Source organism: Streptomyces sp. WAC05374, assembly GCF_004353505.1.
In the GTDB taxonomy this organism is placed as follows: domain Bacteria; phylum Actinomycetota; class Actinomycetes; order Streptomycetales; family Streptomycetaceae; genus Streptomyces.
In genome coordinates this window covers 254,815-268,235 of sequence record NZ_SMNQ01000007.1, presented here as the reverse complement: position 1 = coordinate 268,235, position 13,421 = coordinate 254,815, and the positions used below count along the sequence as shown (strand labels likewise).

General features: G+C 72.0%; 11 protein-coding genes and 1 other RNA gene. 10 read left to right on the top strand and 2 right to left on the bottom strand.

Features of this window, described 5'->3' with window-relative positions; genetic code table 11:
• Positions 1–368 precede the first annotated feature (368 nt).
• A complete protein-coding gene (locus E2B92_RS33435; protein WP_126888312.1) occupies positions 369–1,334 on the top strand; it encodes an LPXTG cell wall anchor domain-containing protein in 966 nt (321 codons plus the stop codon).
• Between the two features lie 87 nt (positions 1,335–1,421).
• Here E2B92_RS33435 and E2B92_RS17030 read toward each other — a convergent pair whose 3' ends face one another.
• On the bottom strand, positions 1,422–1,613 hold the full coding sequence (locus E2B92_RS17030; protein WP_126888311.1) for a hypothetical protein: 192 nt from the start codon (positions 1,611–1,613) through the stop codon (positions 1,422–1,424).
• A 279-nt stretch (positions 1,614–1,892) separates the two neighbouring features.
• Here E2B92_RS17030 and ftsE point away from each other — a divergent pair, with 279 nt between their 5' ends.
• The 5 genes from ftsE to ssrA all read left to right on the top strand — a co-directional run bounded on the left by ftsE (position 1,893) and on the right by ssrA (position 5,818).
• Positions 1,893–2,582 (top strand): cell division ATP-binding protein FtsE, encoded by a 690-nt coding sequence (ftsE, locus tag E2B92_RS17025; RefSeq protein WP_064072157.1) that lies wholly within the window; start codon positions 1,893–1,895, stop codon positions 2,580–2,582.
• A gap of 39 nt (positions 2,583–2,621) precedes the next feature.
• On the top strand, positions 2,622–3,539 hold the full coding sequence (ftsX, locus tag E2B92_RS17020) for a permease-like cell division protein FtsX (RefSeq protein WP_126888310.1): 918 nt from the start codon (positions 2,622–2,624) through the stop codon (positions 3,537–3,539).
• 67 nt (positions 3,540–3,606) lie between these two features.
• Positions 3,607–4,794, top strand: a complete 1,188-nt coding sequence (locus E2B92_RS17015; RefSeq protein ID WP_126888309.1) for a S41 family peptidase — start codon at positions 3,607–3,609, stop codon at positions 4,792–4,794.
• A gap of 18 nt (positions 4,795–4,812) precedes the next feature.
• Positions 4,813–5,298, top strand: coding sequence for an SsrA-binding protein SmpB (gene smpB / locus E2B92_RS17010; RefSeq protein WP_073750546.1), 486 nt, complete (start codon positions 4,813–4,815; stop codon positions 5,296–5,298).
• A 149-nt stretch (positions 5,299–5,447) separates the two neighbouring features.
• Positions 5,448–5,818, top strand: a transfer-messenger RNA (tmRNA) gene (gene ssrA / locus E2B92_RS17005).
• A gap of 66 nt (positions 5,819–5,884) precedes the next feature.
• Here ssrA and E2B92_RS17000 read toward each other — a convergent pair.
• On the bottom strand, positions 5,885–7,207 hold the full coding sequence (locus tag E2B92_RS17000) for an MFS transporter (RefSeq protein ID WP_133087584.1): 1,323 nt from the start codon (positions 7,205–7,207) through the stop codon (positions 5,885–5,887).
• Positions 7,208–7,290: 83 nt separating this feature from the next.
• On the opposite strand from E2B92_RS17000, the gene E2B92_RS16995 reads away from it, so the two are divergent.
• The 4 genes from E2B92_RS16995 to E2B92_RS16980 all read left to right on the top strand — a co-directional run bounded on the left by E2B92_RS16995 (position 7,291) and on the right by E2B92_RS16980 (position 13,350).
• Positions 7,291–8,256: a LysR family transcriptional regulator gene (locus E2B92_RS16995; RefSeq protein ID WP_126886782.1), complete on the top strand. Its 966-nt coding sequence runs from the start codon at positions 7,291–7,293 to the stop codon at positions 8,254–8,256.
• Positions 8,257–8,623: 367 nt separating this feature from the next.
• Entirely contained in the window at positions 8,624–9,463 is an 840-nt protein-coding gene (locus tag E2B92_RS33430; RefSeq protein ID WP_235023853.1) for a hypothetical protein, read from the top strand.
• Positions 9,464–11,650, top strand: a complete 2,187-nt coding sequence (locus E2B92_RS16985) for a glycosyltransferase (RefSeq protein WP_126886781.1) — start codon at positions 9,464–9,466, stop codon at positions 11,648–11,650.
• A gap of 503 nt (positions 11,651–12,153) precedes the next feature.
• Positions 12,154–13,350, top strand: coding sequence for an acyltransferase (locus E2B92_RS16980; RefSeq protein ID WP_399431884.1), 1,197 nt, complete (start codon positions 12,154–12,156; stop codon positions 13,348–13,350).
• The last annotated feature ends 71 nt before the right edge of the window (positions 13,351–13,421 follow it).

The window sequence follows — 13,421 nt, the reverse complement described above, 5'->3', positions numbered from 1 at the left end:
CCACCGGCCGTTCCGGCGCCGGACCACCTCGTAAGAGGCGGTCCGGCGCCGTTCGCGTAGGGGCCTGATTCGCTGGCGCAAGTGGCCCGTTGACCGTCACCTCGCTTTGTCGACAAGGAAACTGGCCTTCCGAGGGCGGGAGTTCGCCAATTCCGTCACAGTTGCATCGTTGCAGGCCAGGCAAGTGGGGCCATTCCGGGCATCGCACGCGCAACCGCCTTGACGCTTGTACGAAAACTGGGAAAGCTGACGCGCGGCATGCGCATGACTGGGGCGCGTGTGATCGGGGGCAACTGAGCAAGACCCCCAGCGTCCGCTGCCCCGAGCGCTGCTCCACTGACGAAACAGCTACTGGGGGTAGCAGGCAGATGACCAAGAAGACGCGGGTCCGCGTGGCGCGGATCGCAGCCGGTGCGGTGATCGCGGCCGGAGCGTCCCTGACCGCGGCGGGCGCCGCCTCGGCGGTCGGCATAGACGTCGACGTCGCCGGCATCAACGTCCAGGCCGAGGCGAACGAGGACGGCCTGGAGGCCGGCCTCGGTATCGGCGACGACGACGGTGACCCGGGCGGCGTCGACGGCGGCGCCGACCAGGGTGGCACGGGCGACCAGGGTGGCACGGGCGACCAGGGCGGTACCGGTGACCAGGGTGGCACGGGCGACCAGGGTGGCACGGGCGACCAGGGTGGCACGGGCGACCAGGGTGGCACGGGCGACCAGGGTGGCACGGGCGACCAGGGCGGTACGGGCGACCAGGGCGGTACGGGCGACCAGGGCGGTACGGGCGACCAGGGCGGTACGGGCGACCAGGGCGGTACCGGTGACCAGGGTGGCACGGGCGACCAGGGTGGTACCGGTGACCAGGGTGGCACGGGCGACCAGGGTGGCACGGGCGACCAGGGTGGCACCGGCGACCAGGGTGGCACCGGCGACCAGGGCGGTACCGGCGACCAGGGTGGCAACGGCAACTCCGGTGGCAACGGCGGCAATGGCGGCAACGGCAACTCCGGTGGCAACGGCGGCAATGGCGGCAACGGCGGCGACCAGGGCGGCTCCACCGCCACCGGTGGCTCCGGCACCTCCGGCTCCGTGACCGGTGGCGACGACGCCGGCACCTGCACCGTCGACCTCGACGGTGCCGAGTGCGCCGACAACACCGACACCGACTCCGCCGGTTCGCAGCCGGTCGAGCAGGGCAAGGCCAAGGAGGAGCTGGCCGAGACCGGCGCCGCCGAGACCTCGTTCCTGCTCATCGGTGCCGCGACGATGATCGCCGGCGGCATCGGCTTCCGCATGCTGCCGCGCCTCGTGGGCGGTGGCCGTACGGCCGCGTAACGTGCCGTAGAGCGACGAAAAGGGCCCGGGCGGGTCTCCTACCCGCCCGGGCCCTTTCCTGTGTCCAGGGGCCTGTCCAGGGACGCCCTACGCGGTCTGGTGGGCCAGCAGGGCCACCGCCGCGACCAGGATGACCAGCAGCGTCAGCAGAGCCACGGGGCTCAGTCCACCGAAGGGGCCCTCCTGCTGGAGGCGCTCCCGGTTCGCCCGGCAGACGGGGCACCGGCCCTCGCTGACGGGCGCCGCGCAGTTGGCGCACACCAATCGGTCGTAGGTCATGCGCTCTCCTCCTCCCGCGCGGCGGAGCCGCAAGACGCGGACCGTGCACTGACGCGGACTGTGCACACAGTTCTCTCCGCACAACGCTCAGGGAAACGCATCCGTTCCCCCTACCACTGTGCCAGCTCCGCAGAGTTTAGGCGCGCCCCGCCGGATTACCCCCGGTTCGGCCTTCTACCTCACCCGGACAAAAGGCGCAAGGCAGGGCGCCGACTGCACGCGGCATCCCCAGTCGCGTATGGTCACGCACACCTACTCCCTGCCGACCGTGGTGCACCCGTGATCCGATTCGACAACGTCTCCAAGACCTACCCGAAGCAGAACCGCCCCGCGCTCAGGGACGTCTCCCTCGAGATCGAGAAGGGCGAGTTCGTCTTCCTGGTGGGGTCCTCCGGCTCCGGAAAGTCCACCTTCCTGCGGCTGGTCCTGCGCGAGGAGCGCGCCAGCCACGGCACGGTGCACGTCCTGGGCAAGGACCTCGCCCGGCTGTCCAACTGGAAGGTGCCGCACATGCGCCGCCAGCTCGGCACCGTCTTCCAGGACTTCCGCCTGCTGCCCAACAAGACCGTCGCGCAGAACGTGGCGTTCGCGCAGGAGGTCATCGGCAAGCCGCGCGGCGAGATCCGCAAGGCCGTCCCCCAGGTCCTCGACCTCGTCGGCCTCGGCGGCAAGGAGGACCGGATGCCCGGCGAGCTGTCCGGCGGTGAGCAGCAGCGGGTGGCCATCGCGCGCGCGTTCGTCAACCGCCCGATGCTGCTGATCGCCGACGAGCCGACCGGCAACCTCGACCCGCAGACGTCGGTCGGCATCATGAAGCTGCTGGACCGGATCAACCGCACCGGCACCACCGTCATCATGGCCACGCACGACCAGAACATCGTCGACCAGATGCGCAAGCGGGTCATCGAGCTGGAGAAGGGCCGTCTCGTACGCGACCAGGCGCGCGGCGTCTACGGCTACCAGCACTAGCGGCTACCGGCACCAGCAAGGAAAGGCTGAACGCACGCGATGCGCGCCCAGTTCGTACTGTCGGAGATCGGTGTCGGCCTCCGTCGCAATCTCACGATGACCTTCGCCGTCATCGTCTCCGTGGCCCTGTCCCTCGCCCTGTTCGGCGGCGCGCTGCTCATGCGCGAGCAGGTCAGCGTGATGAAGGACTTCTGGTACGACAAGGTCAACGTCACGATCTACCTCTGCAACAAGAACGACGCCGCGGCCGGCGGGACGTGCAACAAGGGCGCCGTCACCCCCCAGCAGAAGAAGGAGATCGAGGCCGACCTCGACAAGCTCGACATCGTCGAGAAGGTCCACCACGAGTCGGCGGACGAGGCGTACAAGCACTACAAGGAGCAGTACGGCGACACCGCCATCGCCAGCATCATCACGCCGGACCAGATGCAGGAGTCGTACCGGGTCAAGCTGCAGGACCCGGAGAAGTACAAGGTCGTCGCCACCGCGTTCGCGGGGCGGGCCGGCGTGCACTCCGTACAGGACCAGCGCGACACGCTGGAGAACCTCTTCCAGATGATGCGGGGCATGAACGTCGCGGCGCTGTGCGTCATGGCGCTGATGCTCGTCATCGCGCTGATGCTGATCGTCAACACCGTGCGCGTCTCGGCGTTCAGCCGGCGGCGCGAGACCGGCATCATGCGGCTGGTCGGTGCGTCCAGCTTCTACATCCAGATGCCGTTCATCATGGAGGCCGCCGTCGCGGGCCTGCTGGGCGGTGTGGTGGCCTGCGTGATGCTGCTGGTGGGCCGGTACTTCCTGATCGACGCGGGGCTGAACCTCGCCGAGAGCATGCCGCTGGTCAACTTCATCGGCTGGGACGCGGTGGTCACGGTGCTGCCGCTGGTAGTGGTCATCGGGCTGCTGATGCCCTCTCTGGCGGCGGCGATCGCGCTGCGCAAGTATCTGAAGGTGTGACGATCGCCCCGGGCGCCGTACGGTCAACAGCCGTACGGCGCCTTTCGCTTGTCCTAGAGTGGTCGCCATGCTGGGCCCCGAGTTCTGTACCCGGCCCCGCGGCGCTCGCAGCCGCGGGGCGGCCCTGACCATCGCCTTCGCCTCGGTCCTCGTCGCCGCCGCGGTGACCAACTGCCTTCCCCGGGACGGCGGGGACCCGGGCGGGCGGGCCGTCTCCCGGGCCGCCCCGGCCACCGGCGCCGCCCGGGGGCAGGTCGACCAGCGCGAGCTGGCGCGCGCGGCGGCCGAGGCGATGGCGGACGGCAAGTCCGGCGCCAAGGCGGCCAAGGAGGTCGTCAGCCGCAGCGGCGACCGGTGGGGCGCCGTCTACGACCAGCGCGAGTACGAGGAGTTCGAGCAGGCCCTGGACGGGCGGTACACGGGCGTGGGCCTCTCCGCCCGGCGCGCCGCCGACGGCCGGATCGAGGTGGCCCGCGTCCAGGGAGGCGGCCCGGCGCACCGGGCGGGCCTGAGGGCGGGCGACCACATCCGCACGGTCGACGGCCGCCCCGTCGACGGGCGCACCGCCGCGGAGGTCGTCGCCCTGCTGCGCGGGGACGGCGCACCGCCCGGCTCGGTGGTCGCCGTCGGGGTGCAGCGCGGCACGCGCGCGTGGACCGAGTCACTGCGGCGGGCCAGGCTCGCCACCGAGGACGTGACCGTGCAGCGGCTCGCCGACGGCTCCCTGAGGATCAGGGTGGCGGCGTTCACCAAGGGCGCCGGGCAGCGCGTGCGGGACGCGGTCCGCGCCGCCCCGAGGGACGCGGGCGTCCTGCTGGACCTGCGGGGCAACAGCGGGGGCCTGGTCACCGAGGCGGTCACGGCGGCCTCCGCGTTCCTGGACGGCGGCCTGGTCGCCACGTACGACGTGCACGGCCACGAGCAGGCGCTGTACGCGCAGCCGGGCGGCGACACCGGCAGGCCCCTGGTGGCGCTGGTGGACGGCGGCACCATGAGCGCGGCCGAGCTGCTGGCGGGCGCCCTGAAGGACCGCGGCCGGGCGGTGACGGTCGGTAGCAGGACGTTCGGCAAGGGGTCGGTCCAGATGCCGAGCCGGCTGCCCGACGGGTCGGTCGCCGAGCTCACGGTCGGCCACTACCGCACCCCGGCCGGGCACAGCGTCGACGGCCGGGGCATCACGCCGGACCTGGTGGCCTCGGATCGCGCCGAGGAGCGGGCGAGGACGGTATTGAGTGGCCTCGGGGGCGCCTCCTAGTGCGAAAATGGCGGCACTATGGCCAAGGAAAAGAACACAGGGCGCAAGCTGATCGCGCAGAACAAGAAGGCGCGGCACGACTACACCATCATCGACACCTATGAGTGCGGGCTGGTGCTGACCGGCACCGAGGTGAAGTCGCTGCGCCAGGGGCGGGCCTCGCTCGTGGACGGGTTCGTCCAGATCGACGGCAACGAAGCCTGGCTGCACAACGTGCACGTGCCGGAGTACGCACAGGGGACGTGGACCAACCACAGCGCCCGCCGCAAGCGGAAGCTGCTGATGCACCGGTACGAGATCGACAAGCTGGAGTCGAAGTCCCAGGAGACGGGCCACACCATCGTCCCGCTGTCCCTGTACTTCAAGGACGGCCGGGCCAAGGTCGAGATCGCGCTGGCGAAGGGCAAGAAGGAGTACGACAAGCGCCAGACCCTGCGGGAGAAGCAGGACCGCCGCGAGGCGGAGCGGGTGATCTCGGCGGTCAAGCGCCGCGAGCGGGCCTGACCGGGCGCCGGACGCGGTCCGCGCGCCCCGGGAGGCACCCGGCGGCGCGGGAATACGCTGGCATCACTCCGCGTTGGTCACGTACGATGGCACCTGCCCCTCACGGAGGGGGCGCGCCCCCTCGGGGGCACGGTTTGAAAAATCAACATGGGGATGATCGGTTTCGACAGCGGATGTCGAAGCAGGGGAAGCGTGTCGAGGAAGCGGCAATGATCTCGTAAACCATATGTCGCAAAAAATAATCGCCAACACCAAGCGCGATTCCTTCGCCCTCGCTGCCTAAGTAGCGAGCCTGCGAAGTGTCAGCCCGGGGCTGTTCCCGACCCGGATCCTGGCATCAGCTAGGGAACTAAACCTCTAGGCCCGGTCACGGGGTGTAGAGGGAAATCAAACAGTGACTGAGCCCGTCGGAGACTTGTCCGCGTGATCTCCGGGGCCGAGAAAATCGCAGCGGACTGCACACGGAGAAGCCCTGATTCTGCACCGTTGGACGCGGGTTCGATTCCCGCCATCTCCACGAGCGGTACCTCCGGGGGGTTCGCCCCCCGGGACCCGTCATCCCATGTGGGCGAAGGCCCGGCGGTCGTCACGACCGCCGGGCCTTCGTCGTGCCCGCCGCCAGGAGCAGGGCGAGCACCAGGGCGAGGGCCGCCGCCGTCACCGGCACGACATAGGCGGCCGTGGCCCCGGCGTGCTCGGCCGTCCAGCCGCCCGTCGCCGAGCCGGCCGCGACGCCGCCGAGCAGGGCGGTGACCGCCAGGGTCATGCCCTCGTTGAGCTGCGCCGGGGGCGTCAGGCGCTGCACCAGCGTCATGCCCGTCACCATGGTCGGCGCGGTCGCCATCCCCGCCACCAGCAGCGCGCCCGCCAGGGCCGGCAGCGAGCCGGTCCCGGTGGCCGCGAGGAGCGGCAGCGACATCAGCGCGGTCATCGCGGCCAGGCAGCCCAGCAGCCGCCGCCCCACGTCACGCGCGGGCCGCACCGAGCCGTACACCAGGCCCGCCGCGCACGACCCCGCCGCCTGGAGCGCCAGGACGGCACCGGCCGCCGGGCCGTCCACGAAGGCGAGCGTGACGACCTCCATGGACCCGAACACCGCGCCCGTCGCCAGGAACACCGCCAGCAGGGCGGGCATGCCGGGCGTACGGAGCGGAGTGCGCGCCCCGCCGGTGCGGGGCGCGACGGGCGGCTCCGTGGCGCGCTGCGCCGCGAACAGCAGCACCCCGCTGAGCAGGAGCACCGCGCCGGTCAGCGTGCCGGCCTCCGGGAAGAGGGCGGCGCACAGGAACGCGGCGAGCACCGGGCCCAGCATGAAGCACAGCTCGTCGGCGGCCTGCTCGAAGGCGTTCGCGGTGTGGACGGCGGCCGGGTCGTCGCGGTAGAGGTGCGCCCAGCGGGCCCGGGACATGCCGCCCGTGTTGGGTGTCGTCGCGGTCGCGGCGTACGCGGCGAACAGCGTCCACGCGGGCGCGTGGTGGTGCACGCACAGCAGCAGGGCGAGCGAACCGAGCACGGCGACGGCGGTGGCGGGCACGGCGACCCGGGCCTGCCCGTACCGGTCGACCAGCCGGGCCGTGAACGGCGCCACCAGGGCGGTCGCGGCCAGCCCGGTGGCCGTCACGGCGCCGGCGAGGGCGTAGGAGCCGTACGCGCCGGCGATCATGATGACCGCGCTCACGCTGAACATCCCCATGGGCAGGCGGGCGATGAGGTTGCCCACGGTGAACGCCCGCGTGCCGGGCAGCGCGAACAGCCGGGCGTACCGTGCCAGGGGCCGCGACCGGGGCCGGGACCGGACCGGGGGCCGTGGCCGGCGCTCGGGGGCCCGGGGGGCGGAGTCGTAGCGCGGGGCCAGGACGGGGGACTCGGGGGTCAGGGCGAGCAGGGGTGAAGTGGTCGTCTGCGGCATGCGCCCAGCCTCGCCCGGGGGCCGGTCGCCGGTCCAACACCTGTGGAGAAGCCATTGACGCACCTGTGTTGTAAATTCCGCGGGTGGTCCCTGACATAGAACCCCGGCTGCTGCGCGCCTTCGTGGCCGTCGCCGACGAGCTGCACTTCACCCGGGCCGCGGCCCGCCTGTACGTCGCGCAGCAGGCGCTCAGCCGGGACATCCGGCGCCTGGAGCGGGAGTTGGGCGCCGAGCTGTTCACCCGTACCACCCGGCACGTGACGCTCACGCCGGACGGCGAGCGGCTGGTGCCGTACGCGCAGGCCGTGCTGGCCGCGTACGACGAGCTGGGCGGCGCCTTCGCCGACGAGGCGCGGCCGCTGCTGGTGGACCTCAACACCGACGGCATCATCAGCGGCAGGGTGCTGGCGCGGGCCCGTGAACTGGCGCCGGAGTGCGAGCTGATGGCCCGCTACCAGAGCGGGCTGACCGGGGCGGCCGCCGAGATCGCGGCCGGGCGGCTCGACGTGTCCTTCGGCCGGTTCACGGGGCTGGCGCCCGCCGTCCGTGCCGGGCTGGCGGCGCAGCCGGTGCGGCTCGAGCCGATGGCCGTGCTGCTGCCGGAGGGCCACCCGCTCGCGGGCCGGGCGGAGGTGGAGCTGGACGCGCTCGCCGGGGAGTCCGTGTACGCGGGCGCCGGCAACCCGGCGACCAAGGAGTGGACCGACCTCGCGGAGCGGCTCTTCGCGGGGCGCGGGATCAAGGTGGCCTCGCCGGCGCCGGTGGCGATCGGGTTCGAGGAGTTCCGCCGGGTCATGGCCAAAACGCGTACGCCGGTTCTGGCCTCAGTGGACTTTCCGGACATGCCCGGGTGTGTCCTGCGGCCGCTGGTCCGCCCCGTACCGCTGTCACCCGTGTCGCTGGTGTGGCGCAAGGGGCTGAAGCATCCCGGACTCGACGCACTGCGTGCGGCGGCGGCCGAGATGGCCGAGAGGGAGGGGTGGCTGGTGAGGCCCCCCGGGGCGTGGCTGCCGGAGGGTGATTTGTTGCACATGTGCCCGAATCAATGAACCATAAGCCCCGTTGTCCTCGGCGTGCGCTACATTCATGGTCCGGGTGCAGTGTGGTGGGGGCGCTCCGGCAGGGTGGGGGCCCGGTCCGGTGGTGAGTACCCAGGCAGTCCGTGTGCGCACCCATGGTCCGTTCAGTGGGGGATGTGCGTACAAAGTGGACAATTGGCGAGAAGGTGCCTGGAACGGGCGCCAGAATGAGCCACACGACAGCACCGTCCAGCTCGACAGCGTTGGCGCATTCGATGCGTTCGGGCACCGGGCCGACGGCGCCGGATTCCCGCCCGGCGGGCAGGGACACCAGGCATACGGCCACCCCGACGACGGCGCCGGGTATGCGCCGGACGGCCACGGCCACCCGGCCGGGGTGCCGGCCCACGCGCCCGGCGGCCACGAGGACGAGACCGTGGCCTACCTCCCCGGCCGCGAGGACGAGACCATCGCCTACCGCGCCGACAGCCTCGGCCTCGGCACCGACGGCCCGGCCCACGGCGGCACGGGCGTGGCGGACCCCGAGTTCGGCACCGCCGAGCTCCCGGCCGTGACCGTCGCCGTACCGGCGGCCGCCCCCCGGGCCGCGTCCGCCCCCGCCCCGATGGACCAGGAGCCCTCCGACGGGCCGGTGTTCGTCGACGAGAGCGGCAGGCGCAGCAAGAAGTTCCGCCGGCTCGGCTGGGTCCTCGCCACCGCGTGCGCGGTGTACGCCATCACGCTCGTCGTCTCCGTGATCGGCGGCAATTCCAGCGCACCCTGGCTGCTCATACCCGGGCCCGCCGACGAGAAGAAGACCGAGACCACCCAGGTCGAACCCGCGCCCACCGCCACCGAGGCGCCCGACGGCGACACCCCGGGGGCCGTGCCCGGCGCCCCGGCCCCCACCGACTCCACGGGCGCGGTCATCCCGCAGCCCGCCGACGGCGGCCCCCAGGGCCTGCCCGCCACTCCGCGCCCGGGCACGTCGTCCGCCACCGGCGCCACCCCGCCCGCCGGCGCCACCGGCGGCACGGACGTCGAGGTACCGGACTCCAGGCCCACTCCGAACCGGCCCACGGACGGCGCCACCCCGCAGCCGCCGCCGATCGTCCCGCCCGAGAAGACGGCGGACCCGGAGCCCACGGACGTCCCGACGACTCCCACGGAAGAACCCACCGACCCGCCGGTCGGAGAGAGCGGCGGCCAGCAGATGGCCGCGGAAGGCGCACAGTAAATGACTTCCCCCGGCAGGCGGCGCGCCCAGAAGCAGAGGCGTGTCCGCCGGCGCAGGCTGCCCATGCGCTATCTGCTGCCGTCCCTCTTCCTCGTCGCGCTCCTCGCGATGCTGATGCTGCGCGGCTACGTGCACAGCGAGATCCTCGCCGACCACCGCGTGCGCCCCCCGGTCTCCTACGACCAGGTGCCCGAGCACATCCTCAAGGGCGGACCGGTCATCGACGCGCGCGACAAGAAGGCCCCCAAGGCCCTGAGCGTGCCCGACCGGAAGCTCGTCCTGACCTTCGACGACGGCCCGGACCCGGTCTGGACCCCGCGCGTGCTCGACAAGCTCAAGGAGTACGACGCCCACGGCGTCTTCTTCGTCACCGGCACCATGGCCTCGCGCCACCCGGACCTGGTCGAGCGGATGGTGAGGGAGGGCCACGAGGTCGGCCTGCACACCTTCAACCACCCCGACCTGTCCTTCCAGACCAAGAACCGCATCGACTGGGAGCTGTCCCAGAACCAGCTCGCGATCGCCGGCGCGGCCGGGGTGCGCACCTCTCTCTTCCGCCCGCCGTACTCGTCGTTCTCCAGCGCCCTCGACAACGAGGCCTGGCCGGTGACGCAGTACATCGGCGAGCGCGGCTACATCACCGCCTTCAACAACACCGACTCCGAGGACTGGAAGCGGCCCGGCGCCGACGCGATCATCAAGCGCTCCACGCCCAAGGGCACCCAGGGCGCGATCGTGCTGATGCACGACTCCGGTGGCGACCGCTCGCAGACCGTCGAGGCCCTCGACCGCTTCCTGCCGCAGATGCAGAAGCGCGGCTACGAATTCACCGTCCTCACCGAGGCGCTCGGCGCCCCCAGCGCCCACACCCCCGTCACCGGCTTCGAGCTGTGGAAGGGCAAGGCCTGGATCACCGCCGTGGCCGTCTCCGAGAACACCACCTCGGTGCTGGTCGGCGGCCTCGCCATCATCGGCGTCCTGGTCATCGCCCGCTTCGGCCTGATGCTGGCGCTGTCGTTCGCGCACGCCCGCAAGGTGCGGCGGCGCGGCTTCCAGTGGGGCGCGCCGGTCACCGAACCGGTGACGGTGCTGGTCCCCGCGTACAACGAGAAGGAGTGCATCGAGAACACGGTGCGCTCGCTGATGGCCAGCGACCACCCCATCGAGGTCATCGTCATCGACGACGGCTCGTCGGACGGCACCGCCGACATCGTCGAGAACATGTGGCTGCCCAACGTCCGGGTGGTGCGGCAGGTCAACTCCGGCAAGCCCGAGGCGCTCAACAACGGCATCCGGCACGCGCGGTACGACATCATCGTGATGATGGACGGCGACACCGTCTTCGAGCCGTCCACCGTGCGTGAGCTGGTGCAGCCGTTCGGCGACCCGCGCGTCGGCGCGGTCGCGGGCAACGCCAAGGTCGGCAACCGCGACTCGCTCATCGGGGCCTGGCAGCACATCGAGTACGTGATGGGCTTCAACCTCGACCGCCGCATGTACGACCTGCTGGGCTGCATGCCCACCATCCCCGGCGCGGTCGGTGCCTTCCGCCGCGAGGCCCTGGACCGGGTCGGCGGCATGAGCGAGGACACGCTCGCCGAGGACACCGACATCACCATGGCCATGCACCGCGACGGCTGGCGCGTGGTGTACGCCGAGAAGGCCCGTGCCTGGACCGAGGCGCCGGAGTCCGTGCAGCAGCTCTGGTCCCAGCGCTACCGCTGGTCGTACGGCACGATGCAGGCCATCTGGAAGCACCGGCGCGCGATCATCGAGCGCGGCCCGTCCGGCCGCTTCGGCCGGGTCGGTCTGCCGCTGGTGTCGCTGTTCATGGTGCTGTTCCCGCTGCTGGCCCCGCTCATCGACGTGTTCCTGCTGTACGGCCTGGTCTTCGGCCCCACCCAGAACACCGTCGTCGCCTGGCTCGGCGTCCTCGCCATCCAGGCCGTGTGCGCCGCGTACGCCTTCCGGCTCGACCGCGAGCGCATGGTCCACCTCATCTCGCTGCCGCTCCAGCAGCTCCTGTACCGGCAGCTCATGTACGTGGTGCTGCTCCAGTCCTGGATCACCGCTCTCACCGGCGGCCGGCTGCGCTGGCAGAAGCTGCGCCGCACCGGTGTGGTGGAGGCGCCCGGCTCCATACCCAGCCAGCGGCGCAGCGGTGACGATCGGAGGCCCGTCGCGTGACGCCCCCCACGAACGGTTCCGGCCCCGCCGGCAACGACGACTGGTTCGGCGCCCCCGCCGCCCGGAGCGAGGGCTCCGACTGGTTCGGCGCCCCGGCCCCGGCCGGGCCCGGCGACGGCCGGGGCGCACCCGGCGACGCCGCCTTCCCGGGCGCGGGCCCGCTCGGCTCGGGCGCCGACGCGTTCGGTGACCCCCACCGCCCCGGCGCCGGCGCCGGCGCCGGCCCCGGCCGCGCCGCGCACGACGCCGACGCGTTCGCCGCCGCCACCGCCGCGCCCGCCGCGCCGTACGGCGCCGACCTGCACGATCCCGGCGCCCCCTACGGCACCGGCCCCTACGGCGCCGCACCCGCCGGCACCGCACCCGCCGGCGGGCCGGACCCGGTCGACGACCCGTTCGCCGCTGCCTTCGGCGGCCCGGCCACGCACCGTGCCGCGGCGCCCGTCGACCTCGACGAGCCGGGCACGGCGCGCGCCGCCGGGGACACCGGCACGACGACCGCGGTGGAGTCCACCGGCGCGGTGCCCCGGGCACGGCACAAGGCGCCCGTGGCGGGCGGCCCGGCCCCGGCGGCCGCGCGGCCCGGCCGCGACCGTTACCTGGACCTGCTGCGCGCCATCGCGCTGGTCCGCGTGATCGTCTACCACATCTTCGGCTGGGCCTGGCTGACCGTCCTGTTCCCCTCCATGGGCGTGATGTTCGCGCTGGCCGGGTCGCTGATGGCGCGGTCGCTGTCGCGGCCGGCCTGGGGCGTGATCCGGGGACGTGTCCGACGGCTGCTGCCGCCCATGTGGGCGTTCTCGCTCACCGTCGTGCCGATCATGTTCTACTTCGGCTGGAAGCCGCTGAAGGAAGAGGGCCTGTGGTGGTTCGCCAAGCTGGCCACCTACATCTTCCCGGTCGGCGCCCCGCCGTTCCCCTGGCACAGCGGTGACCAGGCGGGCCTGCTGGAGGACACCTGGGCGGTGCAGGCCGCCGGGCCCCTCTGGTACATCCGCGCCTACCTGTGGTTCGTGATCGCCTCGCCGCTGCTGCTGTGGGCCTTCCGCAGACTGCCGTGGGTGACGCTGCTCGCGCCGCTCGGGCTCACCGCGATCGTCGGCTCCGGGCTGATCAAGATCCCCGGCGAGACCGGCAACGCGATCACCGACTTCGCCACCTACGGCGCCTGCTGGGTGCTGGGCTTCGCGCACAACGAGGGCCTGTTCCAGAAGGTCCCCCGGTACATCTCGGTCTCCGTGTCCGCGCTGATCATGGCCTTCGGCCTGTGGTGGGCGTCCGGTCACCTCGGCCCGGACGGCTGGGACCTCAACGACATCCCGCTCGCCCAGGCCACCTGGTCCTTCGGCTTCTGCGTGATCCTGCTCCAGTACTCGCCGTCCTGGAAGGAACTGCCCGGGAAGCTGGCCGCGTGGGACACGCTGGTGACCCTGGCCAACAACCGGGCCGTGACGATCTACCTCTGGCACAACCTGCTGATCATGGCCACGATCCCGATCATCGACCTGCTGTGGAAGATCCCAGGTGTCTGGCCGACGTACTCCGGCTACCTGGAGAGCGCGTACACGGTTCTCATGCTGATCGTGGTCTTCCCGCTGATCGGCCTGATGATCATGGCCGTGGGATGGCTGGAGGACGTCGCCGCCAAGCGCAAGCCCCGGCTCTGGCCGAACGGCGCCAAGAAGAAGGCGCGCGCCTAGGCACGGCGCTCACAGTCCGCCCGCGCGCCGCGTGAGAGCAAGGTTTCAGCCCGGTCACGTCATATGACCGG

Excerpts from the sequence above, each read along its gene's own strand:
- E2B92_RS33435 (WP_126888312.1), top strand. The coding sequence starts at position 369 with ATGACCAAGAAGACGCGGGTCCGCGTGGCGCGGATCGCAGCCGGTGCG.
- ftsX (WP_126888310.1), top strand. The coding sequence starts at position 2,622 with ATGCGCGCCCAGTTCGTACTGTCGGAGATCGGTGTCGGCCTCCGTCGC.
- E2B92_RS16985 (WP_126886781.1), top strand. The coding sequence starts at position 9,464 with ATGACTTCCCCCGGCAGGCGGCGCGCCCAGAAGCAGAGGCGTGTCCGC.
- E2B92_RS17000 (WP_133087584.1), bottom strand. The coding sequence starts at position 7,207 with ATGCCGCAGACGACCACTTCACCCCTGCTCGCCCTGACCCCCGAGTCC.
- E2B92_RS17015 (WP_126888309.1), top strand. The coding sequence starts at position 3,607 with ATGCTGGGCCCCGAGTTCTGTACCCGGCCCCGCGGCGCTCGCAGCCGC.
- smpB (WP_073750546.1), top strand. The coding sequence starts at position 4,813 with ATGGCCAAGGAAAAGAACACAGGGCGCAAGCTGATCGCGCAGAACAAG.
- E2B92_RS17030 (WP_126888311.1), bottom strand. The coding sequence starts at position 1,613 with ATGACCTACGACCGATTGGTGTGCGCCAACTGCGCGGCGCCCGTCAGC.